Origin of the sequence: Rathayibacter sp. SD072 (assembly GCF_017355185.1) — a bacterium.
In the GTDB taxonomy this organism is placed as follows: Bacteria; Actinomycetota; Actinomycetes; order Actinomycetales; family Microbacteriaceae; genus Rathayibacter.
The window spans coordinates 1-25,990 of the sequence record NZ_JADILJ010000032.1 but is presented as its reverse complement, the minus strand read 5'-3'; the positions used below and the strand labels follow the sequence as shown (position 1 = coordinate 25,990).

Sequence of the window (25,990 nt, the reverse complement as noted above, 5' to 3'; positions counted from 1 at the left end):
GACCGTTCCGGGCAACTCGGCGGAGGGGCCGCTGAGACGGGGGCGCGTCACTCCGCGCGGACCTCGCTCGCGGACTTGTCGGCGCGCCAGCCGCGCCAGACCGGCTGGCGCAGGGTGCCGGAGGAGGTGCGCTCGCGGTAGCGGACCTCGCCGACCAGCACGGGCTCGACCCAGTGCACGCCGCGGGCGTCGAGCGGCGGGACCGAGACGGCGGGCTCGTCCGTCTCGTGCTCGCCGAGACGGGCGACGAGGCCGCGGCGCTCGCGGTCGCTGAAGCCGGTGCCGACGCGGCCGGAGTAGGCGAGGCGGCCGTCCTCGGCGGGGATCGCGGTGAGGAGCGAGCCGACCGAGCCCTGGAGGCCGCCCTCGCCCGGGCGCCAGCCGACGATCACGACCTCCTGCACGCGGTGGTGGGTCAGCTTGATCCAGTCGCCCGAGCGCGCGCCGACCCGGTAGCGGGAGTCGCGGCGCTTCGCGACGACGCCCTCGAGGCCGAGCGCGAGGCTGGTGGCCATCGCCTCGTCGAGGTCGCCGTCGAAGACGTCGGGCACGTGCACGCGCTCGTTCTCGGCGACGAGCTCGACCAGGGCCTCGCGGCGAGCGGAGTAGGGGGAGGCGGTGAGGTCCTCGCCGGCGCCCTCGAGCAGGTCAAACACCATCAGGTGCACGGGGGTCGAGCGCGCGGCGGCCTCGATCTCGCGCGGCTTCGTCAGGCCGCCGCGGGTCTGCAGGGCGCCGAAGTCGGGGCGTCCGCGGGCGTCCAGGGCGACGATCTCGCCGTCGAGGACCGCGTCGCCGGCGGCCTCCGCCAGCGGGGCGTGCAGGTCGGGGAAGGCGGGGGTGAGGTCGTTGCCGTTCCGGCTGGTCAGGGTCACGGCGCCGTTCTGCACGCGGACGATCGCGCGGTAGCCGTCCCACTTCATCTCGACGGCGGAGTCGTCGCCGATGTCGAGCGGGCGGCCCTTGGTCGCGAGCATGGGGCGGTACTCGCGGCGCGGCTCCGGTGTCTCGCTCTCGACCGGGGACTCGTCGAGGGCGGCCGTCGTCGCCTTCGCGGCCCGCGCCTTCCCGGCCGCCGGCCGGCCCTTGGTCCCGTGCCCCCCGTGCGCCCCCGGCAGCATCAGGTGCAGCAGCCAGTTCTTCTCGTCCCCGCGCCCGCCCTTCGCCCCCGTGTGCAGCAGCGCGTACCGGCGCGGCTCTCCGCCGAGCCCGCCGTCGGGCCGCCCGGTCAGCACCGCGATGACCTCCTCGCCCTCGCGCCACTTCTCGAGCGCGAACGTGCCCTCGTCCCAGATCCGCACCTCGCCTCCGCCGTACTCGCCCGCGGGGATCGTGCCCTCGAAGGTCGCGTACTCGAGCGGATGGTCCTCCGTCTGCACCGCCAGCCGATTCGGGTCGCCCTCGAGCGGCGGCCCCTTCGGCACGGCCCAGCTCACGAGCACCCCGTCGTGCTCGAGTCGGAAGTCGTAGTGCAGGCGCCGCGCGTGGTGCTCCTGGATCACGAACGAGTCGCCCGACGACGTCGCTCCGGTGCCCGGTTCGGGGACGGGCTCGGGCGTCTTCGCGGCGTCGCGCATGCTGCGGTAGGCGGCGAGGCGGTCGGCGGAGGCGTCGGTCGCCGCGAACCCGGCGAGGCGCTCCGGAGTCGGCTCGAGGCCCGCCTCCCGTGCGGCGAGCAGCGGGCGCAGCAGGTCGCCCCTCTCGCGCAGGCGCTCGACGACCTCCTCCGGAGCGAGGTGGCGCAGCCCCTCCGCCCCGATCTCCTCCCAGGTGCGCGGTGCGGCGACGGCGGGCCGCAGCCGGCCACGGAGGGAGTACGGGGCGATCGTGGTCTTCGCCGCGTTGTTCTGACTCCAGTCGACGAGGACCTTGCCCTCGCGCAGGGTCTTCTTCATGTCCGAGACGACGAGGTCGCGGTGGTCGGCCTCGAGTGCCTTCGCGAGCTCGTGCGCCACCGCCGAGATCTGATCGCTCGAGGCGGTGGCGTCGAGCGGGCAGTAGAGGTGCAGTCCCTTGCTGCCGCTGGTCACCGGGTAGGGCTCGAGTCCCATGCCTTCGAGCAGATCGCGGGCGAGGAACGCGACTTCGGCGCACTCCGCGAGCCCGGCTCCCTCGCCGGGGTCGAGGTCGAGCACGAGGCGGTCGGGCGGGCGGCGCTCGCCGCCGGATCCCACCCGCCACTGCGGCACGTGCAGCTCGAGCGCGGCCTGCTGCGCGAGCCAGGTGAGCCCGGCGACGTCGTCGACGAGGGGGTACTCGACGTCGCGCGAGCTGTGCGCGAGGCGCGTGCGGCTGAGCCAGTAGGGGGCGGAGGAGGGCAGGTTCTTCTCGAAGAAGACCTCGCCCGGGTGCTCGGCCGTGCCCACTCCGTCGACCCAGCGCTTGCGGGTGACGGGTCGGCGGGCCAGGTGCGGCAGCAGGGCGTCGGCGACGGACGCGTAGTACGCGAGGACGTCGGCCTTGGTGAATCCCGCCTCCGGGTACACGAGCTTGTCGAGGTTGGTCAGCTTCAGCCGCCGCCCGCCGACCGAGACGAGCTGCTGCGCGGATGCCATCTCCTCATCGTGGAGCCCCGCACCCGCCGAGGGAACCCCGGATCGTCGAGGGGGCCCGGGACTGCGGGTTCCCTGGACCGTTCGGGGTTCCCTCGGCGACGGCGAGTAGCGTCGAGCCACCACTTCGAAGGAGACACGTGCTCACCGACATCCCCCTGACCACCATCGACGGAGCCGCGTCGACCCTCGCCGACTACGCCCCGGTGAAGCTCATCGTCAATGTGGCCTCGCGCTGCGGCCTCGCTCCCCAGTACGAGAAGCTCGAGGAGCTGCAGAAGACCTACGGCGACCGCGGATTCACGGTGCTCGGCTTCCCGAGCAACCAGTTCCTGCAGGAGCTGAGCGACGAGGACAAGATCAAGGAGTACTGCTCGACGACGTGGGGCGTGACGTTCCCGATGTTCGAGAAGGTCAAGGTGAACGGCAAGTCCGCGCACCCGCTCTACGCGGAGCTGACGAAGGCCGAGGACGAGGCGGGCAAGGCGGGCAAGGTGAAGTGGAACTTCGAGAAGTTCCTGGTCACGGCCGACGGCACCGTGCACCGCTTCCGCCCCACCGTCGAGCCCGACGACCCGCGGATCGTCTCGCTGATCGAGGCGTCGCTGCCCGCTCAGTAGCGGGGGACGCGCAGAACGTCGGACGGGGAGAGGCGGACAGTCGCCTCTCCCCGTCGACGTCGTGGGAGTCAGCCCGCTCGCAGACCCGCTTCGACACGCGCCGCCGACGGCTCGACGCCCTCGGGACACACGATGTCGGTCACCTCGAAGGGCGTGCGGCGCGTGATCGGGATCATCTCGATCCCGTCGACGTGACGCAGCAGCACGAGTCCGCCGTCGCCCGCGCGGAGGCTTCGGCGCACCTGGCGCAGGAAGATGCCGGCCATGTCGAGCTCGACGACGAACTCGCGTCCGTTGACGGTGATCCGCGAGCCGATGACCGGCTGCGACGAGCTCGAGATCGAGTCGGGCAGCCGTCGCACGTCGGCCGCGGCCCTGCGGACGAACGGTGCGGGGGTCGCCGGTCCGGGAGTGGTCAGGGTGCTGAGTCCGGTCGCTCGCGCGGTATCGGTCATCGTCGTCTCCGTCCGTGACGCGCGCGGTCAGTCTCGACCGGCGCTGTCAGTTCAGGCTATGATCCGGCCCCTGATCGGGGGATGGGCTTGACTGCTGCGCCCTGACGGGGCAGTCCTGTCAGCCGCGCGACTCCTCCGGTTCGGGAGTCACCGCGAGCTCGCCGTGCATGCTCGCGGCGCTGAGCATCTGCTCGATCCACGCACGGTTGAGCCTCTGCGCGTGGGCCTCGCGGAAGCGGAAGTGCAGCGGCACCGCGGGGTGCAGCCAGACGGAGCTGCGGCCGTGGCCGGTGGAGGCATCCTCGGCCCAGGACAGGGAGAACGCCTCGTTGCGCCGCAGCTTCGAGAGCACGGCGACCTTCAGGTGGGCGAGAACGCGCTCCTCGAACTCGATCTCGAGGTTCTGCGGTCCGTAGATGAGAGTGGCCACGGGCCCCCTTCGTGTCAGCGGGCGGCCCGGCGCGGACGGCTCCGGTGGGAAGGTATCCGCTGCTCCCGCTCGAGCGGGAATCGGCCGGGAGACACGCCGTACCCCCATTGACACCCCGCGCGGGGTGCGGCAGTCAGACCTCGTCCCATCCGGTCTGCGGGGTCGCGCACGTGCCGCGGAACACGTACTGGGAGGGGGCCTTCCTCTGGTGCGAGGACCAGTCGATCGCCGGTCGCCGCTGCTCGGGGGGCAGGTAGCCGAGCCGGTAGACCGCCATCAGCTCGAGCTCGTCCGGCACCGCCAGGAGCGACTCGATGCGCGCCCAGGCGCCGGGCACCTCCATCGGGAACGAGACGAACTGGATCCCCATCCCGAGCTCCACGGTGCTCAGCCACACGTTCTCCATCGCCGCGCCCATGCTGAACACGGAGTAGAAGGAGGAGAGCTCGCCCGGCCGGTACTCGGAGCGGTCGAGCATCACGCCGAGCAGGAGCGGCGACCCGGCGACGAGCTTCCGGTTCTCCTCGCCGAGGGTCTGCGGCACGCGCAGCGAGTTCATCAGGAGCTGCCCGCGCTTGGTGAACACCTGCTTGGTGAAGGGGCGCAGCGGAGCGGGGAGCTTGTCGAACAGCATGCCGTCGCGGCGCTGCTCCATCTCCTCCCGACTGAAGCGGAAGTAGGGCTTGTAGCGCTCGAAGAAGGTGCCGTTCGACATGGCGGTGGTCATGCTCGAGCCGCTGATCTCGGCGATCCGCTCGATCGTGTCCCGCTCCTCGACGAGCACGAAGCGCCACGGCTGGCTGTTCAACTGCGAGGGGGCGCGGCCCGCGACCTCCATGAGGAGGCGCTGGTGCTCCTCCGAGACGGGATCGGGGAGGAAGGGGCCGTTGGTGGTCTTGCGCCGGCGCACGACGTCGAGGAACTCCATGCCCTCATCCTGCCCACTCGTCCCGGGAGGGCGCAGGGGGCTGGACCGGGTACGATTTCCGAGCCCGCGCCTCGGCGGGCCGACAGGAGCGGTGCCCGATGAAGAACTCCCGAGTGGTCTTCTACCTCATCGGAGGCGTCCTCATCCTCGGCTCCGGCATCTCGTCGGCGATGCAGGGCGACGTCTCGGTCCCCGACATCATCACGATCGTCTGCGGACTCGCGATCCTGGCGCTCGCCGCGTGGGAGTACTTCCGCACCCAGAAGCGCGAGTCGGGGTCGAACGACCCGAAGTCCGGACCACCCCGCTGACCCCGCGCCGACCGTCAGCGCTGCGAGGGCGCTGAGCGCCGCCGCGAGAGCACGAGCCCGGCGGCGACGAACGGAGCCGCGGCCAGCGCGATCGCAGGATGCCGGCGTCCGCGCGTCCCCGCGAACGGGACGACCGCGAGCGGCAGCGCCGCCGGGGCGAGCGCGGCGGCGGCCCTCGGCTCCGAGCGCAGCAGGGCGACGAACGCCGCGGCCGCGAGCGACGAGGTCGCGATGTACAGCGCGTGGTGGATCCAGTGCCAGCGCCCGGTCCGGACGGCACCGGTCGCCACGGCGGTGCCGAGCGCACAGTTGGCCGCATAGCTCGCGGCGGCGGCGCGCATCAGAGCGCGACCGGCGCTCACTCCGCGAGGCCCCGGGTCAGCAGCAGTCGGTACGGAGCCGCCCGCTCGACGCTCCAGCCCGCGGGCGTCACCGCGCGCAGCTCGGCAGCGGTGTAGCTGCGGCGCACCGACAGCGAGCCGTCGTAGTGCAGGAACGAGCCCGCGGCGAGCGGGCGGGTGGCGACGGAGTAGGCCGTGTACGCCAGGCGCGAGCGCTCGATGTCGTTGTGCAGCGCGCGGGGGGCGAGGCGCTCGCTGTCCTCGAGGAGCGAGGCGAGCGACTCCGGGGTCAGGTGGTGCAGCAGGTGGTTCGAGACCACGACGTCGAACTCGGCTCCCTCGTCGACCAGTTCCGAGCTGCTCGCCCGGCGGAACTCGACGCCGGGCGTCCCGGGTCGGGCGGTCGCGAAGGCGTAGGCGCGCTCGTCCGGATCGGCGGCCGTGATCGCGAGCCGCAGACCGTCCTCCCGCGCCCAGCCGGCGAGGGCGAGCGCGACGTCGCCGCCGCCCGAGCCGATGTCGAGCAGCCGGGTCGGCTCGTCGCGGTTCAGCAGGGTGCGCAGGCGCGAGCGGTACAGCCCGCGCCAGCCCGAGACCAGGCGGTTCACGGCGCCGAAGCGGGCGTAGGTGGCGTCGAGCAGCGTGCGATCGCAGTCCGGGTCGTCCATCAGCTCCCGGGCGTCGAGTTCGCGGTGCCGCAGGTCGGGAGCGAGGGGAGCCCTCACTCCCCGCCCCGCTTCGTCAGCAGGCCCATCTCGACGGTCAGGCCCGGTCCGAAGGCCATCGCCCCGATCCGCTCGCCGTCGGCCGCCTCGCCGTGCAGCAGGCGGCGCAGGATGAACAGCACGGTGGCGCTCGACATGTTGCCGTTCGTGCGCAGCACCTCGCGCGACGGGTGCATCTGCTCGTCGTCGAGCCCGAGCGCGGTCTGCACGCGGTCGAGGATGCTGCGGCCGCCCGGGTGGACGGCCCAGCGCTGGACGCCGCCCGCGCCCGCCTCGCCCAGCAGCGGAGCCAGCGCCCCGGTGATGTTCTGGCCGATGATCGCGGGCACGTAGGTGCTCAGCCGCATCGTGAAGCCGTGGTCGCCGATGGTCCAGGCCATCTCGTTCTCGCCCTCGGGGGTGAGGGTCGTGTCGAGCGCGTCGATCTCGAGGACCGCGGCACCCGGCTCCGGGGCGCGCGCGGTGACGACGGCCGCCGCCCCTCCGTCGGCGAAGACCGAGGTGGCGACGATCTGCTCGGGATCGTTCGAGGAGGTCAGGTGGATCGTGCAGATCTCTACGGCGACGACGAGGACCACCGCGTCCGGGTCCGCCTCGCAGAACGCCTTCGCGGCGCGCAGCCCGGGGAAGGCGCCGTAGCAGCCCATGAAGCCGAGGTGGAAGCGCTGGGCCGACGGCGAGAGGCCGAGCGCGCGGACCAGCTGGTAGTCGGGGCCGGGCGCGTAGAAGCCGGTGCACGAGACGGTGACGACGTGGGTGACGTCCGAGGCGCTGAACGACGCCGCTTCGAGCGCGCGTCGGGCGGAGTCGGTGAAGAGCTCGGGAGCACGCGCCGCGTAGAGCGCGTTGCGCTCGGCGGTGCCCGGATTCAGGACGGCGTTCGAGCGGGCGTCGTAGAAGGCGCTCTCGCCCTCCCGCACCTCGCGGTCGAGCTCGTCGACGACGGTGTGCCGGGTGTCGATCGCCGAGGCGTCGAACGCGGCACCGAGGATCCTCGAGCCGAGCCGGCTGACGCCCTCCTGCGAGGCGAAGAGATCGCGCACGTCGGACTGGCGGAGGACCGTCGCGGGGACGGCCGTCTCGATGCTGCGGATGTGCACGCTCACCCGCAGGAACCTATCCCAGGAACCTGCGGGTGAGCGCTCGTGAGCGGAATCAGAGGATCGGCTTCCCGCCGGTGACGGCGATCGTCGCTCCGCTCATGTAGCTGCCCTCGTCGGACGCGAGCAGGACGTAGGCGTGCGCGACCTCGGCCGGCTGGCCGGGGCGGCCCAGCGGCACGTTCTCGCCGAAGGAGGCGACCGCCTCCGGGGGCATCGTCGAGGGGATCAGCGGGGTCCAGATCGGGCCGGGGGCGACCGCGTTGGCGCGGATGCCCTTCTCGCCCAGAGCCTGCGCGAACGAGGCGGTCATGCTCAGCATCCCCGACTTCGTGGCGGCGTAGGGGAGCAGCTGGTAGGACGGCTGGTCCGACTGCACCGAGCTGGTCGCGATGATCGACGCGCCGGGCTGCAGATGCGGGATCGCCGCCTTGACCAGGTGGAAGTAGGCGCCGAGGTTGGTCTCGATCGTGCGGTCCCACTCCTCGTCGGGGATGTCGGTGATCTCCTCGTGGCTCATCTGGAAGGCCGCGTTGCTCACGAGCACCTCCAGGTGGCCCAGCGTCGAGACGGTGCTCGAGACGATCTCGCGGCAGTGCGCGGGGTCGCGCAGGTCGCCGGGCAGCAGCAGCGCCTCCCGGCCGGCCTCGCGGATCCACTTCGCCGTGTCCTCGGCGTCCTCGTGCTCGTCCAGGTACGAGACGGCGACGTCGGCGCCCTCGCGGGCGAAGGCGATGGCGACGGCCTTGCCGATGCCGCTGTCGGCTCCCGTGACGAGAGCGACCTTGCCGCTCAGTCGGCCGGTGCCGCGGTAGCTCTGCTCGCCGTGGTCGGCCTTCGGGGTCAGCTCCGCCTCGGTGCCGGGCGGTGTCTGCTCAGGGGATTCCGGAGTCATGACTCTCCCTCTCGTGTCGGTGGGTGGGTCGTTCCATGGAAGCCGACGCCGGTGGGGGAGCGCAGGGGGTTGACGCCCCTCCGGGGCCGCACGAGGCGTCGGGCGCGCGTCGGAACGGCCGGATCCGAGCGCTGCCGCTCGCCGTCAAGCCCGCGACACCGAGGCCCCGCAGGGCATTGACTGGCCTCACCGCCGAACCCCGTCGGCGGTCCCCCAGGAGGTCGTCATGAGCATCCCCACCGACTCCGGTCGCGACAGCAGCGACCCGCGACGCGACGACACGACGGCCCACGCCGCCGGAGAGACGCGCCGTTTCGAGACCGCCCCGCAGGGCGGGAGCACCTCGAGCACCACCTCGACGAGCACTCCGGACCGGTCCGACCGGTCCGACTCGTCGAGCGCCCCCGAGCACCGCGCGCCGGTCGCCCCCGACTCCGCCGAGGCGAAGCAGGCCAGGGCCGCCGCCCGCAAGGACATCCACGACCGCGAGCGCGAGCGCTTCGGCGGGCTGAAGATCGGCTGCGCCTTCTTCGGCTGGCTCGCCGCGACCGGCCTCGCGGTCATCCTCACCGCCCTGGTCACGGCGATCGGAGCGGCCGTCGTCGGCACGCAGGACGTCACCGCCGATCTCGCCGCCGACCCGGTCGCCTTCGGCTGGGTGGGCGCGATCGCGCTGCTGGTCATCCTCTTCGTCGCCTACTACTCCGGCGGCTACGTCGCGGGCCGCATGGCGCGCTTCAACGGAGCGAAGCAGGGCGTGGCCGTCTGGGCGTGGGCCGTCGTGGTCGCGATCCTCGTCGGCATCGCCTCGGCGATCACCGGAGGCACGCAGCTGCTCTCGGCGGTCAGCAGCTTCCCCCGCATCCCGCTCGACGGGAGCGACGCCACGATCGCCGCGGTCCTGACCGCGCTCGCCGCGCTCGTCGTCGCGCTGATCGCGGCCGTGCTCGGCGGACTCGCCGGTATGCGCTTCCACCGCCGCGTCGACCGCGAAGGACTGGCCGGCCTCGCCGTCTGATCCCTTCGCGGCGAGACGCCGCCTGCACGGCCCTCCCCCGGGTGCCGATGCAGGTGGCGTCTCGCCTACGCTCGCTAAGTGACGTCCCGCGCAGCCTCCCTCGCCTCCGCTCTGCAGGAGTGGAACGCGCCGCCGCCTTTCTCGCCGCTGCGCGACGAGTACCTCGCGTTCCTCGCCGAGCACGGTGAGGGCGCTCTCGAGCGCTCGCTCGGTCCCGAGCACATCACCGCGAGCTGCTTCGTGCTCTCGCCCGGGCTCGACCGCGTGCTGCTCTGCTTCCACCGCAAGGGCCGGTTCTGGGTGCAACTCGGCGGGCACATCGAGCCCGGCGACTCCTCCGTCGCCGAGGCCGCGCTACGCGAGGCGCGCGAGGAGAGCGGAGTGGCGCCGCTCACTCCGCTCGGATCGCGTCCGCTCGACCTCGACCGGCACGGACTCGGCGACGGCTTCGGCCGGTGCGCCCGGCACTGGGACGTCGGCTACGGCGCGATCGCGGACCCGTCGGCCCCCGTCGCGGTGAGCGAGGAGAGCGAGGACGTGGCCTGGTTCGCGGTCGACGCGCTGCCCGAGCAGGTGCCGCCCGGGTTCGCGGGTCGGCTGGCCGGTGCGGTGCGGGCCGCGCACGCCGTGGCGCGTCCGTAACCGAGGTCGGATGGCGCCGGGCCTGCGCTGGAGCGGGCCCGAGCCGCGCTCACCCTCGGTTGCGCACCGGTCGCGCAGTGCCGTGCGGCACGATGGGGCGATGAGCACCGCGCAGCGCCCCGTCGTCGTCCTCGCGGGGGCGAGCGGCTTCCTCGGCACCGATCTCGCCCGCCGCTTCGAGCAGGAGGGCTGGAGCGTGCGTCGCATCGGCCGCTCGGGTCCCGACGCCCGCTGGGGCGACTCCGCGGGGCTCGTCCACGCCGTCGACGGAGCGCGGCTGCTCGTGAACCTCGCGGGGAAGAGCGTCGACTGCCGCTACACGGCCGCGAACCGCGCCGAGATCCTCCGCTCGCGCGTCGAGACGACCGCCGAGCTGCACCGCGCGGTCGCGGCGGCCGCGACTCCGCCGCACGTCTGGATGAACTCGAGCACCGCGACGATCTACCGGCACGAGGAGGAGCGCGCGAACACCGAGCGCGACGGCGTGATCGGCGAGGGCTTCTCGGTCGACGTGGCCACGGCCTGGGAGGCGGAGTTCTTCCGCGGGGACACGCCCGCCACCCGCCGGATCGCGCTGCGCATGGCGATCGTGCTGGGCGACGGACCGGCGACCGGCATCCTGCTGCGCCTCGCGCGCCTGGGTCTCGGCGGTCCGCAGTACGACGGCCGCTGGCCCGCGACCCGCGATCGCCGCGAGGCGGGCGTGCACCACGAGTACCGGCCCACGCGCGGTCGTCAGCACTTCAGCTGGATCCACGTGGAGGACGTGTTCCGCTCGATCCTGTTCCTGGAGGAGTCCGCGCTCGAGGGCCCGGTGAACCTCGCGTCGCCGAATCCCAGCGACAACACGGAGCTGTCGCGCCTGCTGCGCGCCGCGGTGGGCCGCCGCGTCGGCCTGCCCGCCCCGCGCTTCGTCCTCGAGCCCGCGATGCTGCTGCTGCGCACCGAGCCCGAGCTGCTCCTGAAGAGCCGCTGGGTCGTCCCCGGCCGCCTCGAGGACGCCGGCTTCGCCTTCGCCCACCCGGACCTCGCCGAGGCCCTCTGCGACGTCGCCGCCTCCGCCTGACCCATCGGCTCCCTGGGAGCGCCTGCACAACGAAGGCCTACTGCCCCGATCCGACCACTTCCCCCGGTCCCGGGCCGCCCAGCCTCACTTCTGCGTCCGCCCGCCACGGAAGGCACCACCCCGGCGAACCCCCGGTCCCGAGAGGCACCACTTCCGCACCGCATCAGCCCGCGGAGCCACCAGCCCCGGGAACCAGCCAGTTCCGGAAACCGACAGCCCCGGAAGGCTCGAGTCCCGAAAGCATCAGTCCCGGGAACCAACAGTCCCGGCAGGCATCAGTCCCGGGAGCCAACGGTCGCGGGAGCCGACGGTCGCGGGAGGCATCAGTTCCAGGAGGCTCGAGTCCCAGGAGGCATCAGTTCCGGGCGGCAGCAGCCCCGGAAGGCCCGAGTCCCGGAAGGCTCGAGTCCCGGGAGGCGCACCCTCCCGAATCCCCGCACCGCGACGAGGCGAAGCCGAGAACGCGTGCCAAGCGTTGTCGGCGAGCCGGACGCAGGACGCTCTCAAGAACGCTACCGCCTCGCAAAGCCGACTGCGCCACGCCGCACGAGGGGCGGCGTGGACGACATCGCGCGAAGCGGTCGCGCTACTGCGCGACCCTGAGCGCGATGTCGCGACGATACTGCCCGCCCTCGAGGTGGATCAGGTCGAGGGCCTGGTACGCCCGCGCCCGCGCCTCGGCGAAGTCCGCGCCGCGTGCGACCACGTTGAGCACGCGCCCGCCGGTGGCGACGAAGCGCCCGTCGACCAGCTGCGTCGCGGCGTGCGCGATGGTCACGCCGGGGACGGCCTCGGCCGCCTCGAGTCCGCTGATGCCGCGGCCGGTGACGGAGTTCTCGGGGTAGCCCTCGCTGGCCAGTACGACGGTGACGGCGACCTCCTCGGTGAAGGCGGGCCACGGCACGGAGGCGAGCGAGCCCGTGGACGCGGCGAGCAGCAGCGCCGAGAGGGGGGAGGCGAGGCGGGGCAGGACGACCTGCGTCTCGGGGTCGCCGAAGCGGGCGTTGAACTCGATCACGCGGATGCCGGCGTCGGTGACGATGAGGCCGCAGTAGAGGAGTCCGACGAAGGGGGTGCGCTCGCGCTCGAGCTGGCGGATGGTCGGGATGGCGACGGTGTCGATGACCTCGTCGACGAAGGCGCGCTCGCTCTGCCAGCGGTCGGCGAGCCAGGGCAGGGGGGAGTAGGCGCCCATGCCGCCCGTGTTGGGGCCCTCGTCGCCGTCCGCGAGGCGCTTGTAGTCCTGGGCGGGCGAGAGCGGGACGACGTCGTGGCCGTCGGAGAGGAGGAAGAGCGAGACCTCCTGGCCGGCGAGGAACTCCTCGATGAGGACGTCGCCCGACTGCAGCCAGAACTCGGCGTGCGCGACGGCGGCGCTGCGCGACTCCGTCACCAGGACGCCCTTGCCGGCGGCCAGGCCGTCGGCCTTGACGACGTAGGGGGCGCCGAACTCGTCGATGACGCGGGTGGCGTCGACGAGGGTCGAGACCCGGGTGGCGCGGCCGGTGGGCACGCGGGCCATGTCCATGACGCGCTTCGCGAAGGTCTTCGAGCCCTCGAGCGCGGCGGCGGCCCTGTCGGGTCCGAAGGTGGGGATGCGGCGCTGGCGCAGGGCGTCGGCGACTCCGGCGACCAGCGGCGCCTCGGGGCCGATGACGACGAGCTCGATGCCCTGCTCGACGGCGAAGTCGGTGACCAGGCGCGGGCTGTTGGTGTCGAAGTGGATCACCTCGACGTCGCGGGCGATGCCCGCGTTGCCGGGCGCGGCGATGATCTCGTGCTGCTCCTCCTCTGCGAGGAGAGCCGTGATGATGGCGTGCTCACGGGCACCCGAACCGAGGACGAGGATCTTCACCTGAACAGGATAGGCCCGGGGCCTCGCGGGGCGGACTTCCGCCGTCACGCCCCCGCTCGGCCCGTTCGGGCCGGTTCTGCGGACCCGCCGCGAGATGCTGCTCCGGTACGGGTTCTCCGGCGTGTCGCGTACCGGAGCGGCATCCCGCGGAGGGGGCCGGGCGTCCCCGGCACGGCAGGATGGGATGCATGGCCAAGGGGAAGATCGACGAAGCGTCCGGTCAGGCGGCGGTGCGCGTGGCGCTCGCCGGAGCGACGGACCGCACCACCACCGCGACCGCCGTGCGGTTCCTCCTGCAGATCATCGAGACGCGCGTACCGGGTCGCAGCGTCGAGGTGCGCGTGCCCCCCTTCGGTGCTGCGCAGTGCGTCGAGGGCCCGGGCCACACCCGCGGCACCCCGCCGAACGTGATCGAGATGGACGCCGCCACCTGGCTGGCCCTGGCGACCGGCGGCCTCCCGTGGACCGACGGCCTCGCGAGCGGGCGGATCCACGCGTCCGGGGTCCGCGCGGACCTCACGCCGTTCCTCCCTCTCCTGCGCGTCGGCTGACCGCGTCCCTCCGCAGTGCCTCCGCGACGGCTGGGAGAACCCCGGCAGTCGTCGGATTAACTTCTCGTAAACGAGGCCGCCGAAGCACGGACCGGCGTTTGACCTGGGGCCGACCCTCAGCTTGGCTGGGAAAGTCCCCCTCATGCGGCCGGAGTCCTCTCCGAGTCCCCGCTCGACGCTTGGAGATCTCGACCAGATGCGAAGCAACACCCCCGGCCGTCGACGCGGCCTGATCAGAACACTCTCGGCGACCGCGGTCGGCGCCGTCGCCGGCGCCGCCCTGCTCGGCGCGGCCCCCGCGATGGCCGCCGAAGCGAAGGTCATCGACGTCTACACGATGAACGACTTCCACGGCCGGCTCGAGGCGTCCGCAGGAAGCTCGGTCGACAACAGCTTCCCCGGTGCCGCCTCGCTGGCCTCGGCCTTCGCGACGCTCAAGGCGGAGAACCCCGAGAACTCGATCCTCGTCTCCGCCGGCGACAACATCGGCGCCTCGACCTTCACGTCCTTCGTGCAGCAGGACAACCCGACCCTCGACGCGCTGGGCCTCATGGGCGTGAGCGTCTCGGCGATCGGCAACCACGAGTTCGACCAGGGTCGTGCCGACCTCGACGACCGCGTCATCCCGCGGGCCGAGTTCGAGTACATCTCGTCCAACGTGCTCGAGAAGGGCACGAGCGAGCACGCCTACGCCTCGTCCTATGTCGAGGACTTCGACGGCGTGACGGTCGGCTTCATCGGCGCGACCACCGCGAGCCTCCCCTCGCTCGTGACGCCGTCCGGCATCGCCACGCTCGATATCGCCCCGATCATCGACTCGGTCAACGCCGAAGCGGCACGCCTGCAGGACGGCGTCGACGACTCCGCCGACGCCGCAGTGCCCGCGGAGTCCAAGAACCTCGAGGCCGATGTCCTCGTCGCAGTGATCCACGAGGGCGCCGAGAGCGCCTCCGCGGACCTCGATGACGAGAACACGCTCTTCGGCGGCATCGTCGACGGCATCGGCGGCGGGATGGACGCGATCGTCTCGGCGCACACGCACCAGGCCTACGCCTCCGAGGTCACGGTCGACGGCAACACGCTCCCCGTCGTCCAGGCGGGCCAGTACGGCAATCGCCTCGGTCACATCGAGCTCACCGTCGACCCCGAGACGAAGGAGGTGACCTCGAGCGCGCAGAACCTCGTCGAGACGCTGGCTCCCGTCCAGGTCACGAACCCGACCACCGGAGTCGTCTCGACGGCCTACCAGCCCGCGTACGCCGCTGACTCCACCCCTGAGGGCGTGGCGGTCGCCGCGGTCGTCGCCGACGCCGTCGCGGTCGCCGAGGTCGAGGGCGCCGTGCCGGTCGGCGAGATCACCGCCGACGTCCGCCGCGGCTCCCAGTCGGACGGCTCCGAGAACCGCGGTGCCGAGTCGACCATGGGCAACCTCGTCGCCGACGCCCAGCTCTGGGCCACGCAGGAGGACCTCGGCACGCAGATCGCGTTCATGAACCCCGGCGGAGTGCGCGCCGACCTGCTCTTCGCCGCGAGCGGCGCGGGCGACGAGGACGGCAAGGTCTCCTACAAGGAGGCGGCCGCCGTTCAGAACTTCGCGAACACCCTCGTCACCGAGACGCTCACGGGTGCTCAGATCAAGACGGTCCTCGAGCAGCAGTGGCAGCCGGCGACCTCCAGCCGTCCGGAGCTGCACCTGGGCATCTCGGCCGACCTGTCGTACACCTACGACCCGACCGCCGAGGCCGGCTCGCACGTGACCGGCGTCTTCTTCCAGGGCGAGCCGGTCGCGGACGACGAGACGTTCAAGATCGTGACGAACTCGTTCCTCGCTTCCGGCGGCGACAACTTCACCGAGCTCGCCAACGGCGCGGACAAGGCCGACTCCGGCCGCGTCGACCTCACGGCCTTCACCGACTACATCGCCGCGTTCTCGCCGGTCACCCCGGACCCCGCGTCGCGCTCGATCGGCATCGTCGACACCAGCGCGGAGGGAGCCCGGACGCTCACCTACGACCTGTCCTCGCTCGACGTCAACAACTCGACGGTCCGCGACGACGAGGTGCAGGTGCTGATCGACGGTGAGCAGGTCTCCTCGGCTCCGATCGACCACACGGTCGTCGACACCACCGACGAGCAGGGCCGGGCCTCGGTGAGCGTCGACATCAGCGGCCTCGCCGCCGGTGACCACGAGCTCGAGTTCCGCCTCCCCGTCACGGGAGTGTCGGTCGGTTCGACCCTCACCGTCACCGGAGCCCCGGAGGCGACGCCCACCCCGGCGCCGACCCCCGTCGAGACCGTGATCCCGACGACCCCCGCCACCACCGCTCCGGTGGCCGGCGGCTCGACGGGCGGCGGCACGCACCACCTCGCCGCGACCGGGTTCGACACGACCCCGGCGCTGCTCGCCGGTGCCGTCGCGCTCCTGCTCGGAGCGGCGATGAGCGTGGCGCACCTGCGCCGCCGCACCGTCTCGAAGTAGCGGACAGCACGGAGGGCCCCCGACGACTCGTCGGGGGCCCTCCGTCGTTCCCCGAGACGACGGAACGCCGCCTCCCTGTCGGGACGGCGGCGTTCGGGTGCGTGCTGGAGCCGGAGGCTCAGTAGCGGGTCGGGACCTGGCGGTACCCGTCGCGACGCGTCACGAGAACGGTGGCGACGGCGCCCCAGGCGGAGACGGCGGCGAGGAGGACGGCGACGGCGATGCTCATGAGTGTTCTGCCTTTCGTTGCGGCGGAACCTGATCCATCCGCCGGGATGCTGTGTACAACGTCCACTCTGGCCACTCCTGTTCCTTAGGACAATCGATGAGTTCTTGCCCTGACGTGTAGCGTTGCTTCATGGACGTGCGGCGGCTGGAACTGCTCAGAGAGCTCTCGATGCGGCGCTCGATCACCGCGGTGGCGGAGGCGACGCACCGCACTCCGTCGGCCGTCTCGCAGCAGCTGAAGGTGCTCGAGCGCGAGGCCGGCGTGCCGCTGATCGAGCGCTCGGGACGCGGAGTGGTCCTGACCGGCGCCGGCCGCGAGCTGGCCCGCAGCGCGACCGAGATCGCCATCGCCCTCGAGCGGGCGGACGCGGTCTGGCAGACGTTCAAGAACAACCCGATCGGCGAGGTGACGATCGCCACGTTCCCCACGGCCGGGCAGATGCTGCTCCCGGACGCCCTGGTGGCGCTGCGGAGCGTGGAGGGGCTCGTCGTGCAGTGCGAGGACGTCGATCCCGGCACGGACGAGTTCGCCGACCTCACCGCCGACTTCGACATCGTGCTCGGGCACTCGCCGACGGGTCGCAGCGCCTGGGCGGGGCGCGGCCTGGCGATGGCCGAGCTGATGGTGGAGCCGCTCGACATCGCTCTGCCGGTGGGGCACCGGCTCGCCGACCGGGCCACGGTGACGGCGGCCGACCTGGTCGGGGAGACCTGGATCGGAGTGCCCGACGGCTTCCCGTTCGAGCGGGTCATGCAGGAGATCGAGACCGCCTCGGGCGAGGCCGTGCGGGTCGAGCAGCGCTTCGCCTCCACTCGTGTGACGGAGGCGTTCGTCGCGGCCGGGCTCGGCATCGCGGTTCTGCCCCGGTACACGGCCGGCGGCGTCGGAGTGGTGGTGAAGCCGCTCCGGGGGGTCAGCTCGGTACGGCACATCGTGGCGCTGATGCGGCCGGACAGGGCCGAGCGGCTGTCGGTCCGGACCGTGGTGCGCGAGCTGCGCGCGCAGGCGGGGCGGATCGTCCACTCGCTGTGAGCGGCGGCTCCGTCGAGTGGGCGCGATCCGGGCTTCGGAGGGGCCGGGAGGCGCGGTTCGGGGCGAGTCGCGCAGGTGCGCACGGTCGAATGGACGCGATCTGGGGCGCGGAGGAACGGGCAGGCCCGGTTCGGGGCGAGTCGCGCAGGTGTGCACGGTCGAGTGGACGCGATCCGGGGTGCGGAGGGGCGCGAGGGCCCGGAACGCGACCATTCGCGAACCCGGCGTGCCCGCGGAGCCGCTCGGCGGCCCGGGTCCCGCCCGCTGGGCACCGCACGGCCCGCTCCGAGCCGCGTTCGGGGGAGAATGGAGGCATGACCGATCCGCTCGACCCCCCGCAGCACTCCGACGACGTCGAGGTGACCCGCGAGGAGGTCGAGGTGCGCCGATCGCCGCGCATCTGGCGCATCCTGGCATTGGGCGCCGGGCTCGGAGCGATCGTCGCGTTCGTCTTGACCTTCGCGCTGCCCGAGACGCAGGGCTTCTCGCAGGGTCAGGTCTTCGGCTTCAGCCTTCTGCTGTTCGTCACGCTCTTCGGAGCCCTCGCGGGGCTCGTCGTCGTCGTCCTCGACCGCGTCGTCGGTCGGCGCGTGGTCCGCGCCACGGCCGAGCGCACGGTCGCCCGCGAGACGCCGGCCGGTGAGCCGGAGGCGGACGGCGGCTCGCCGGAGAATCCGGGCACCGCCGTCCGCTGACGGGTCAGCGGCCCTTGCGCGCGGTCCTGCGCGCGGCGTTCTGCATCGTGCGCTTCGCCTTCTGCGACTTCGTGAGCTTGCGCGCGATGAACATCAGCAGGTAGGGGATCAGGCGGTAGATCACGGGAGGCTCCTCGTCTGCGCGCCCGGGTGGCGCGCGGATTCGAGTCTGGACGCCCGGGCGCCGCCCCGGCACCCGGTTGCGGACGCTCGGAGGCTGTGCTGGTCGCGAGCGCGCCGAGCGGACAGGCCGACCCGGCGCTCCGGTCCCGCGCTCTGCTCGGGGCCCGATCCGTCCTCACTCCCAGGCCCCGGCTCGGCGCCCGGAGTCAGCTGAGCTGCGTGCGCTCCACCCAGTCCAGGTACTCCGGAGTCACGGTGCCCGTGATGTAGTCGCCCGTGAAGCAGCTGGTCTCGAGGTCGGTGACGTCGGATCCCTCGAGGATCGCCGCCTTCATGTCCGCGACCTCCTGGTAGATCAGGTAGTCGGCGCCGATGGCGTCCGCGATCTCGGGGATCCGCCGGTTGTGGGCGACGAGCTCCTGACGCGAGGGCATGTTGATGCCGTACACGTGCGGGTAGCGGACGGGCGGCGCGGCAGAGGCGAACGTGACGGTGTTCGCTCCGGCCGTGCGGGCCATGTCGACGATCTCCTTCGACGTCGTGCCGCGCACGATCGAGTCGTCGACGATCAGCACGTTCTTGCCCTTGAACTCGCTCGACATGGCGTTGAGCTTCTGGCGCACCGACTTCTTGCGCACCGCCTGGCCCGGCATGATGAACGTCCGGCCGACGTAGCGGTTCTTGTAGAAGCCCTCGCGGTACTCGATGCCGAGCTTCTGCGCGACCTGCATCGCGGCGGGGCGGGACGAGTCCGGGATCGGCATGACGACGTCGATCGCCCCGCTCGGCGTGTACGCGGCGATGGTGTCGGCGAGGCGGTCGCCCAGGCGCAGTCGCGCCTCGTAGACCGAGATGCCCGACATGACGGAGTCGGGGCGCGCGAGGTAGACGTACTCGAACGAGCAGGGGATGAGGCGCGGGTCCTTCGCGCACTGGCGGCTCGCCATGGTGCCGTCGGGGGTGATGAAGACCGCCTCGCCCGGAGCGACGTCGCGCACGATCTCGAAGCCCTGGGCCTCGAGCACCAGCGACTCGGAGGCGACGACCCAGTCGTCGGTCGCGCCGACGTTCGAGCGGCGGCCGACGATGAGCGGGCGGATGCCGAAGGGGTCGCGGAACGCGAGCAGTCCGACTCCGGCGATCAGCGCGATGGTGGCGTAGGAGCCCTCGACGCGCTCGTGCACGCGGGCGACGGCGTCGAACACCTCGTCGGCGTCGAGGTCGCGACCCGACATCGAGGCCTGCAGCTCGTTCGCGAGGACGTTCACCAGCAGCTCGGTGTCGGACGTGGTGTTGAGGTGGCGGCGGTCGACGCGGAAGAGCTCCTCGGTGAGCTCGCGCGTGTTCGTCAGGTTGCCGTTGTGGACGAGGATGATGCCGTAGGGCGCGTTCACGTAGAACGGCTGCGCCTCCTCCTCGCGCTCCGCGTTGCCCTTGGTGGCGTAGCGGACGTGCCCGAGGCCCATGGTCCCGAGCAGCGAGCGCATGTCGCGGGTGCGGAACGCCTCGCGGACCTGGCCCGCGGCCTTCTTGATGTGGAGGGTGCTGCCGTCGGCCGTCGCGATGCCGGTCGAATCCTGACCGCGGTGCTGCAGGAGCGACAGGCTGTCGTAGATGGACTGGTTGACGGGTCCCGAGGAGACGATTCCTACGATTCCGCACATGCCGGATGGGCTCCCAATCGGGTAGCAGGGGGGGATGACGGTCCATCCTGACATGCGGCGACCGCATCCCCTAATGGTTCGCCGTGGGCGGATCGGCCGGAGCGCGGCGGTGCCCGGCCGTGGTGTCGGGCGGATCCGCCGAGGTCGTCGCCGGTGCGCAGAAGCCTCGTCGCGCGCTCTCGGCCGGGCGGGCCAGTCGGTAGGGTCGTCGCGTGAGTGATGAGACGAGCAGCTACGCCCGCGCCGGAGTCGACACCGCGGCGGGTGATCTCGCGGTCGAGCTGATGAAGTCGGCCGTGTCGGCGACGCACGACCGGCACGTGCTCGGCGGAGTCGGCGGGTTCGCCGGCCTCTACGACGTGTCGTTCCTCAAGGACTTCCGCGCGCCGCTGCTCGCGACCTCGACCGACGGAGTGGGCACCAAGGTCGCGCTCGCGCAGGCGATCGACAAGCACGACACGATCGGCCAGGACCTCGTCGGCATGGTGGTCGACGACATCGTCGTGGTCGGCGCCCGTCCCCTCTTCATGACCGACTACATCGCCTGCGGCAAGGTCGTCCCCGCGCGCATCGCCGACATCGTCGCCGGGATCGCACGCGCCTGCTCCGCCACCGGCACCGCGCTCGTCGGCGGCGAGACCGCCGAGCACCCCGGCCTGCTCGGGCCCGACGACTACGACGTGGCCGGAGCGGCGACCGGAGTGGTCGAGGCGGACGCGGTGCGCGGCGCCGACCGCGTGCGCGACGGCGACGTCGTGATCGCGATGGCCTCCTCCGGTCTGCACTCCAACGGCTACTCGCTCGTGCGCCACATCCTCGCCGAGCGCGGCATCGGCTTCACCGACCACTCGGCCGAGCTCGGCGGAGTGGTGGGCGAGGTCCTCCTCGAGCCGACCCGCCTCTACACGCGGCCGCTGCTCGACGTGCTCGAGCACGGGACGCTCGGCTCGGCCGTGCACTCGATCAGCCACGTGACCGGGGGCGGCATCGCCGCGAACCTGGCCCGCGTGCTGCCGCGCGGCTCGTGGGTCGAGGTCGAGCGCTCCTCCTGGAACCCGTCCGACGTGTTCCGCGCGCTCGCCGGGATGTCGGGCGCGACGCTCGAGAGCACGGAGGGCACCTGGAACCTCGGCATCGGGATGTTCGCGGTGGTCGACGCGGCCGCCGCCGAGCCGGTCATCGCCTCGCTCGAGGCCTCGGGGGTGCCGTCGTGGATCGCCGGGCGCGTGTCGATGAGCAGCCGGTCGTTCGAGGGCTTCGAGCAGGGCGCCAAGGGCGTCGACGGCGGCGCGGTGCGCCTGGTCGGGGCGTACGCGGGCTGACGCCGCTGCTCCGGAGTCGACCTCCTGCTGGTCGAGCAGGCGGCGTATCGAGACCCGCGTCTCCGGGAGGCGTGGATCTCGATACGCCCGCTGCGCGGGCTACTCGGTCAGCAAGGGAGCTCAGGCCGCGCGGTGGTGCTGCGCGCGGGAGTGCTCGCGCTCCCAGGCGTGCTCGTGCCGGGTCAGCAGCCACGAGCCCCACGCGCACAGCGCGAAGGCCGCGGCGGTCGCCAGCAGCGCCGCGATCCAGGTCGGAGCGTCGCGGCTGACCAGCAGGTTCGCCGCCGCGATCAGGACGCCGAGCGCGGATCCCGAGCTCGTGCCCGCGATGAAGGCGGCGTCCCTCCGGCTGACCGCGCGGATCGTGACCATGCCGGCGATCGCCCCGGCTCCGCCCGCGAGGCCGATGCCCGCTCCGGAGAGCACGCCCATCAGCATCCCGAAGCTCACGAGCCCCGACGGATCGAGTGGTCCGGACGCGAGCGCGGCCGGCAGGTAGAGCACCAGGGCGACGGCGGCGCCGACAGCGCCTCCGACGAGGACCGCACCCAGCAGCAGGGCGGTGGTGACGTAGCTGAGCCGTGCGACAGGGTGCACGGATCCTTCGGGTTCGAACATCGCGGCTCCATCGACGCGAACGCGCGGACCGTTCCGCGCGCCGTCCTCGGACACTACGCCCGCGGGGGCCGCCGCGGTGAGGGCTTGCGGCGGCGGCGGGTCAGCGCGTGAGGATCCACGCGAGGAGGTAGCTCCGCGAGTTCGCGCTGTCGATCTCCGCGTCCGTCAGCTGCGCCGCCCTCGACAGGGCCGCCTCCGGATCGCTCGTCGCCTGCAGCATCACGACGTAGTCGGCGAGCGGCGAGCCCGGCGCCCCGGCGACGAGCTCGTCCACGCGGTCGGGGCCCGGGAGGAACGCGGTCGCCGGCGGGAGGGGGAGCAGCTCGATCCCCAGGATCGCCGACGGGGTCGCGTCGAAGAACGTGGCGTAGTCGCGCTTGCCGCCCCAGTTGATCGCGAGGAAGGGGGCGTCGAAGCCCGGAGGCGTCGTCGGGCTCAGCCAGAGGTCGGCGGCGGCCTCGGTCTCCAGGCTCAGCATCCAGCGCGCCTGCTCGAGCAGGGCCTCGTTCCCGGACGCCGAGGCCCAGAGCGCGAGCCCGTTCCACGCGTTGACGGCCTCGGACACCGACTCCTGGTTGTTGCCGTCGCGGGCGGGGGCGAGGCCCGAGGCCCAGGAGTGGCCGCGGTAGGCGTCGAACACGCGCAGGCGCGGGAACTCCGCGGTGTCGACGGGGGAGGCCAGATCGAGCGCGAGCAGGTCGGCGACGGTGCGGTAGCGCTCGACGAGCGAGGGGTCCTCCTCCGCCAGCATGCCCAGCGCCGAGAGGAAGTACCCGTAGTGGAAGTGGTGGTCGTTGAACTCCTCCGATCCGAACGAGGGGGCGGAGCCGACCATCCCGCCCAGCACGGGGTCGTAGACGAAGCACTTCACGGCACCGACGGTGCAGCCGGTCGGATCCAGCCACAGGTCGAGCTCCGCCAGGAGCTGCTCGTGGAGGACGGCGGCGGTCTCGTCCAGGCCGAGGTCGGTGGCGAGCCGGTGGAGGGTGGCCGCCCGGTAGAGCTCCTTGCCGGCGCCGTAGGTGTCGGGGGCGGCGAAGCGGACGTCGGCGGCGTCGAGCGGCACCTGCCGGCGGAGGGCGCCGCGCTCGTCGTCGGTGAGGCGCGTGAGATCGAGCGCCCCCGACTCCGCGATCGCCGCAGTGCTACGCGAGAATGTCGTGCCGGATTCGAGCCCGACCCGTCCGTAGAGGGTGTCGTAGCCCGGATCCCCCTGCGAGCCGAGCCCGAAGAACGTCGACGCTCCGCCCTCTGTCCGCAGCGTGTAGGTCGTCGTCGTGCGGCCCCCCGCGGTCGAGTGCGCGACGGTCGCGCCCTCGAGCGCGACGGCCCCCCTGCGCATCGCGTCGACCTGCACCCGGCTCGCCCCCTCCGGCACGGCGAAGACGACGAGGCGCCCCTCGAGCCTCATCCGCGGGAACGCGTCGAGGGCGGAGGCGGGCGCCACCAGGGCGTACCGCTGCCCGCCCGCCGAGACGAGCAGCAGTCCGTCGGCCGCGCGCTCCGGCTCCGTGGCACCCTCGACGATCACGTCCTGCGGCTCCCGTGAGAGGTAGGAGGCGTACGGCCAGCCCTCGGCGGTGACGAGCTCTCCGGCGCCGGCGTAGCTCCACGTCGAGACGAGGTCGTCGAGCGCGGTGAGCTCGACCGACGACGACGGCACGGTCACCGTGAGGTCGTCGCGCGCGAGTCCGAAGAGGGCCCGCGGCGTCGCGTCGACCTGCGGCAGCCCCACCGAGAAGCCGTCGGAGCGCGGAGTGACCGAGAGGATCCCCGTGTAGAGCGGGAGGCCGTCCGCGAAGACCGGCCCGGACGCCCACGAGTTCGTCGGCGGGGGCACCCCGTCGGCGAGCCGCGGGGCCCCCGCGTACGGTCCGGCGACCTGAGGCAGGCGCCCGGCGTGCGCGGAGGCCTCGACGGCCCAGTCGGGGGCGGGGTGCACGGGAGACGTGCATCCGACGAGCAGGAGCAGCGCGAGGGCGGAGGCTGCCCCCGCGCCGCGCCTCACCGGGCGAACCCGCCGGGTGTGACGAGATCCCCGAGGCGGGCGACGAGCCAGCCGCCGAAGCTCTCGTCGTCCTGCAGCCGGAGCTCCGCCCGCACCGGCGCGCCGATCACGGTGTAGTCCTGAGTGGTGATCTCGTCGGTGCGGGCGCGCACGACGGTCGTCGCCCGCCCGTTGCGGTACCGCTCCACCTCGACGTCGTAGATCTCGGCGTCGACGGTGGTGCCGTCGGGCATCGCGACGGCGACCGTGCCGCCGACGGGGATGCGCGAGTAGTCGCGCGCGCCGAGCGAGAACTCGCTCTCGAGGTGGATGGAGTCGGCGATCGCGACGACGGCGAGGATCTCGTCCTCCTCGACGAACGCCCCGATCTCGGTGTCGACCTGCTTCACGACGCCGTCGAGGGCGGCGGTGAAGACCATCAGCCCCCCGGGCTCGATCGTGTAGCCGACGTCGGCGCTGGTGAAGTCCTTCGTCTGCATGTCGGACTCGAGGATCGCGCTCTGCAGGCTGAAGAGCACGTCGCCCTCCTGCACGGAGTCGCCGCGCGAGATCGTGAGGTCCTGGATCGTGCCGGCGAACGGCGTCCCCAGGGAGTAGTCCTCGGTGATCAGCTGGGCGCTCGCCGCCCTGACGGTCAGCGACGAGACGTTGGCGTAGACGAGGCCGGCGGCGGCGATCCCCACGGCGACGACGCAGGAGAGCACGAAGCCGAGCCAGCGCAGCGGCTTCATGCCGCACCCGCTGCGAGCCGGCGGCGTCCGGTGACGAGGACGGTGCCGGCGAGCTCGGCTCTCGCCGCCCGCTTGAGGGCGATGTGCTCCCGCGCCGCGATCACGGCGAAGGCGCCGAGGGTGAGCGTGTTCAGGATGTTCCAGACGAGCGCCACCGAGTACTCGGCCGTCCACTCCGCCTTGAGGAAGCCGACGACGGTCGTCGCCGACAGGAAGACCAGGAACACCATCTGCACCTTGATGAAGTCGAACGGGGAGGCCGCCTGACCCGTCGCTCCGGTCGAGGTCCAGCTGGGCTTGCGGCCGGCCACCGCCAGGAAGAACGCCTTGGTGTACATCGGGAAGGTGACGGTCGACAGCAGCAGCGTCTCCCACCGGAAGGAGCCGATGATGAAGAGCGCGAGTCCGATCTGCAGCACGTAGAAGCCGCAGTAGAAGAGGATCCACTGCAGCAGCGGCACCTCGAGGCTCACGGGAGTGATGTTCAGGTAGATCTGCATCGGGGGCAGCACGATCAGGCCCAGCGGCACGATGCCGGTGAAGTAGAAGGTCACCGTCATGAAGTACTGCATCCGCTGATCGGTCGTCAGGCGGCGCCGGGGCGAGAACGGGTTGTGCCGGAGGAAGATCTCGAAGCCGCCGACCGCCCAGCGGACCTGCTGACGCACGAAGGCCTCGATGGTCTCGGGGGTGCGCCCGACCGCCAGGGTCATCGGCACGAAGATCGAGCGCCAGCCGCGCTCGTGCACGAAGATCGACGTCCAGATGTCCTCGGACTGCGAGCCCTCGTACATGCCGCCGATGTCGTCCAGCGCCGTCCGGCGGAAGACGGCGTTGGTGCCGACGCAGAACGCGGAGTTGTACTTGTTCTTGCCTGGCTGGGTCAGCGCGTAGAAGACGATCTGCATGTACGCGGATCCCCGCGAGATGAAGTTGTGCGCGTTGCCGTAGACCTGCGGGGCCTGCACGAACGCGACGTCGTCGTGCAGGAAGAACGGCAGCGTCTCCTCGAGGAACTCGGGGACCACGACGAAGTCGGCGTCGATCATCACGGCGAAGTCCGCGGTCGAGAGCCGCAGGGCGTGGTTCACGTTGCCGGCCTTCGCGCCGGCTCGGTCCTCGCGCACCACGTAGCGGATGCCCAGGCGCTCGGCGATCTCGGCGACCCGGGGGTCGTCCCCGTCGTCGAGCAGCCAGGTCCCATGGGCGCCGTGCATGTCGCGCGCCGCCCGGGCGGTGCCCTCGATGATCACCGGATCCTCGTTGTAGGTGGTGATCAGGACGTCGACCGTGATGCGGCGGCGGCCGAGGTACAGGTCGTCGCCGATGGGGATCCCGTCGACGGGGCTCCCGAAGAGCGTCGCGCGGGCCGCGTGGAACGTCGCATCCCGCGGGTCGTACGTGCTCGAGAGCGCCGTCCACATGGTGAGGGCGGCCTGGCCGATGAGGTACAGCTCGCAGATGATCACGATGGCGAAGGGGAGCGGATCGCCGATGTTGCGCGGGTTGAGCAGGAAGCCGCCGTAGAGCAGCGCGCCCAGTCCGGCGAGCAGCACGATCGAGATGAGCGACGGCGACTGCAGTCGCGCCCGGCTCGTGA

General features: G+C 72.2%; 24 protein-coding genes. 10 read left to right on the top strand and 14 right to left on the bottom strand.

The features are described 5' to 3' along the window. Positions 1–47: 47 nt before the first annotated feature. On the bottom strand, positions 48–2,555 hold the full coding sequence (locus IOC53_RS12890; RefSeq protein ID WP_207406295.1) for an ATP-dependent DNA ligase: 2,508 nt from the start codon (positions 2,553–2,555) through the stop codon (positions 48–50). 137 nt (positions 2,556–2,692) lie between these two features. Between IOC53_RS12890 and IOC53_RS12885 the strand changes: the two genes are divergently transcribed. After that, the gene (locus tag IOC53_RS12885; RefSeq protein ID WP_307786189.1) at positions 2,693–3,172 is read left to right on the top strand and encodes a glutathione peroxidase; all 480 of its coding nucleotides are present in this window, start codon (positions 2,693–2,695) and stop codon (positions 3,170–3,172) included. A 68-nt stretch (positions 3,173–3,240) separates the two neighbouring features. On the opposite strand, the gene IOC53_RS12880 is transcribed toward IOC53_RS12885, so the two are convergent. The 3 genes from IOC53_RS12880 to IOC53_RS12870 form a co-directional block, all read right to left on the bottom strand. Beyond that, a complete protein-coding gene (locus IOC53_RS12880; RefSeq protein WP_207406291.1) occupies positions 3,241–3,627 on the bottom strand; it encodes a hypothetical protein in 387 nt (128 codons plus the stop codon). A gap of 118 nt (positions 3,628–3,745) precedes the next feature. Further along, positions 3,746–4,057, bottom strand: coding sequence for a hypothetical protein (locus IOC53_RS12875; RefSeq protein ID WP_207406289.1), 312 nt, complete (start codon positions 4,055–4,057; stop codon positions 3,746–3,748). A gap of 133 nt (positions 4,058–4,190) precedes the next feature. Then, positions 4,191–4,985, bottom strand: a complete 795-nt coding sequence (locus IOC53_RS12870) for a nitroreductase family protein (RefSeq protein ID WP_207406287.1) — start codon at positions 4,983–4,985, stop codon at positions 4,191–4,193. Between the two features lie 98 nt (positions 4,986–5,083). Between IOC53_RS12870 and IOC53_RS12865 the strand changes: the two genes are divergently transcribed. Beyond that, positions 5,084–5,296: a hypothetical protein gene (locus IOC53_RS12865; protein ID WP_207406285.1), complete on the top strand. Its 213-nt coding sequence runs from the start codon at positions 5,084–5,086 to the stop codon at positions 5,294–5,296. Positions 5,297–5,310: 14 nt separating this feature from the next. On the opposite strand, the gene IOC53_RS12860 is transcribed toward IOC53_RS12865, so the two are convergent. From IOC53_RS12860 to IOC53_RS12845, 4 genes are read right to left on the bottom strand one after another with little or no spacing between them, the layout of a single operon-like run. Continuing rightward, positions 5,311–5,658: a hypothetical protein gene (locus IOC53_RS12860; RefSeq protein WP_307786188.1), complete on the bottom strand. Its 348-nt coding sequence runs from the start codon at positions 5,656–5,658 to the stop codon at positions 5,311–5,313. Beyond that, on the bottom strand, positions 5,655–6,362 hold the full coding sequence (locus IOC53_RS12855) for a class I SAM-dependent methyltransferase (protein WP_307786187.1): 708 nt from the start codon (positions 6,360–6,362) through the stop codon (positions 5,655–5,657). The genes IOC53_RS12860 and IOC53_RS12855 overlap by 4 nt, the downstream gene beginning before the upstream one ends. Next, a complete protein-coding gene (locus tag IOC53_RS12850) occupies positions 6,359–7,468 on the bottom strand; it encodes a type III polyketide synthase (protein ID WP_207406283.1) in 1,110 nt (369 codons plus the stop codon). The genes IOC53_RS12855 and IOC53_RS12850 overlap by 4 nt, the downstream gene beginning before the upstream one ends. 49 nt (positions 7,469–7,517) lie before the next feature. Continuing rightward, entirely contained in the window at positions 7,518–8,357 is an 840-nt protein-coding gene (locus IOC53_RS12845) for an SDR family oxidoreductase (RefSeq protein WP_207406282.1), read from the bottom strand. Positions 8,358–8,583: 226 nt separating this feature from the next. On the opposite strand from IOC53_RS12845, the gene IOC53_RS12840 reads away from it, so the two are divergent. The 3 genes from IOC53_RS12840 (at position 8,584) to IOC53_RS12830 (ending at position 11,083) form a co-directional block, all read left to right on the top strand. Continuing rightward, positions 8,584–9,375: a hypothetical protein gene (locus tag IOC53_RS12840; RefSeq protein WP_207406281.1), complete on the top strand. Its 792-nt coding sequence runs from the start codon at positions 8,584–8,586 to the stop codon at positions 9,373–9,375. Between the two features lie 78 nt (positions 9,376–9,453). Continuing rightward, entirely contained in the window at positions 9,454–10,017 is a 564-nt protein-coding gene (locus IOC53_RS12835; protein ID WP_307786186.1) for an NUDIX domain-containing protein, read from the top strand. 100 nt (positions 10,018–10,117) lie between these two features. Beyond that, positions 10,118–11,083, top strand: coding sequence for an epimerase (locus IOC53_RS12830; RefSeq protein ID WP_207406280.1), 966 nt, complete (start codon positions 10,118–10,120; stop codon positions 11,081–11,083). A 586-nt stretch (positions 11,084–11,669) separates the two neighbouring features. Here IOC53_RS12830 and purD read toward each other — a convergent pair. Then, positions 11,670–12,938, bottom strand: a complete 1,269-nt coding sequence (purD, locus tag IOC53_RS12825; protein ID WP_207406279.1) for a phosphoribosylamine--glycine ligase — start codon at positions 12,936–12,938, stop codon at positions 11,670–11,672. Between the two features lie 188 nt (positions 12,939–13,126). On the opposite strand from purD, the gene IOC53_RS12820 reads away from it, so the two are divergent. From IOC53_RS12820 to IOC53_RS12805, 4 genes are all read left to right on the top strand, one after another. Beyond that, positions 13,127–13,489 carry a sterol carrier family protein gene (locus IOC53_RS12820; RefSeq protein ID WP_207406278.1) on the top strand — a complete coding sequence of 121 codons (363 nt, stop codon included), beginning with the start codon at positions 13,127–13,129 and terminating at the stop codon, positions 13,487–13,489. 196 nt (positions 13,490–13,685) lie between these two features. Beyond that, positions 13,686–15,968 (top strand): bifunctional UDP-sugar hydrolase/5'-nucleotidase, encoded by a 2,283-nt coding sequence (locus IOC53_RS12815; RefSeq protein ID WP_207406277.1) that lies wholly within the window; start codon positions 13,686–13,688, stop codon positions 15,966–15,968. Positions 15,969–16,326: 358 nt separating this feature from the next. Beyond that, positions 16,327–17,229 carry a LysR family transcriptional regulator gene (locus tag IOC53_RS12810; protein WP_207406276.1) on the top strand — a complete coding sequence of 301 codons (903 nt, stop codon included), beginning with the start codon at positions 16,327–16,329 and terminating at the stop codon, positions 17,227–17,229. 314 nt (positions 17,230–17,543) lie between these two features. Then, positions 17,544–17,924 carry a hypothetical protein gene (locus IOC53_RS12805; protein ID WP_207406274.1) on the top strand — a complete coding sequence of 127 codons (381 nt, stop codon included), beginning with the start codon at positions 17,544–17,546 and terminating at the stop codon, positions 17,922–17,924. 329 nt (positions 17,925–18,253) lie between these two features. Here the strand turns inward: IOC53_RS12805 and purF are convergent, their stop codons facing one another. Next, on the bottom strand, positions 18,254–19,711 hold the full coding sequence (gene purF / locus IOC53_RS12800) for an amidophosphoribosyltransferase (protein ID WP_207406272.1): 1,458 nt from the start codon (positions 19,709–19,711) through the stop codon (positions 18,254–18,256). Positions 19,712–19,923: 212 nt separating this feature from the next. Between purF and purM the strand changes: the two genes are divergently transcribed. Then, positions 19,924–21,033 carry a phosphoribosylformylglycinamidine cyclo-ligase gene (purM, locus tag IOC53_RS12795; protein ID WP_207406270.1) on the top strand — a complete coding sequence of 370 codons (1,110 nt, stop codon included), beginning with the start codon at positions 19,924–19,926 and terminating at the stop codon, positions 21,031–21,033. Between the two features lie 120 nt (positions 21,034–21,153). Here purM and IOC53_RS12790 read toward each other — a convergent pair whose 3' ends face one another. The 4 genes from IOC53_RS12790 to IOC53_RS12775 all read right to left on the bottom strand — a co-directional run. Then, complete coding sequence (locus IOC53_RS12790) at positions 21,154–21,651, bottom strand: hypothetical protein (RefSeq protein ID WP_207406269.1); 498 nt, start codon at positions 21,649–21,651, stop codon at positions 21,154–21,156. A 100-nt stretch (positions 21,652–21,751) separates the two neighbouring features. Continuing rightward, entirely contained in the window at positions 21,752–23,593 is a 1,842-nt protein-coding gene (locus IOC53_RS12785) for a glycosyl hydrolase (protein WP_207406268.1), read from the bottom strand. Positions 23,594–23,655: 62 nt separating this feature from the next. Beyond that, a complete protein-coding gene (locus IOC53_RS12780) occupies positions 23,656–24,390 on the bottom strand; it encodes an HlyD family efflux transporter periplasmic adaptor subunit (protein ID WP_207406267.1) in 735 nt (244 codons plus the stop codon). After that, the coding region (locus IOC53_RS12775; RefSeq protein ID WP_207406266.1) for a glycosyltransferase family 2 protein at positions 24,387–25,990 on the bottom strand (1,604 nt) is incomplete at its 5' end. The genes IOC53_RS12775 and IOC53_RS12780, both read right to left, overlap by 4 nt.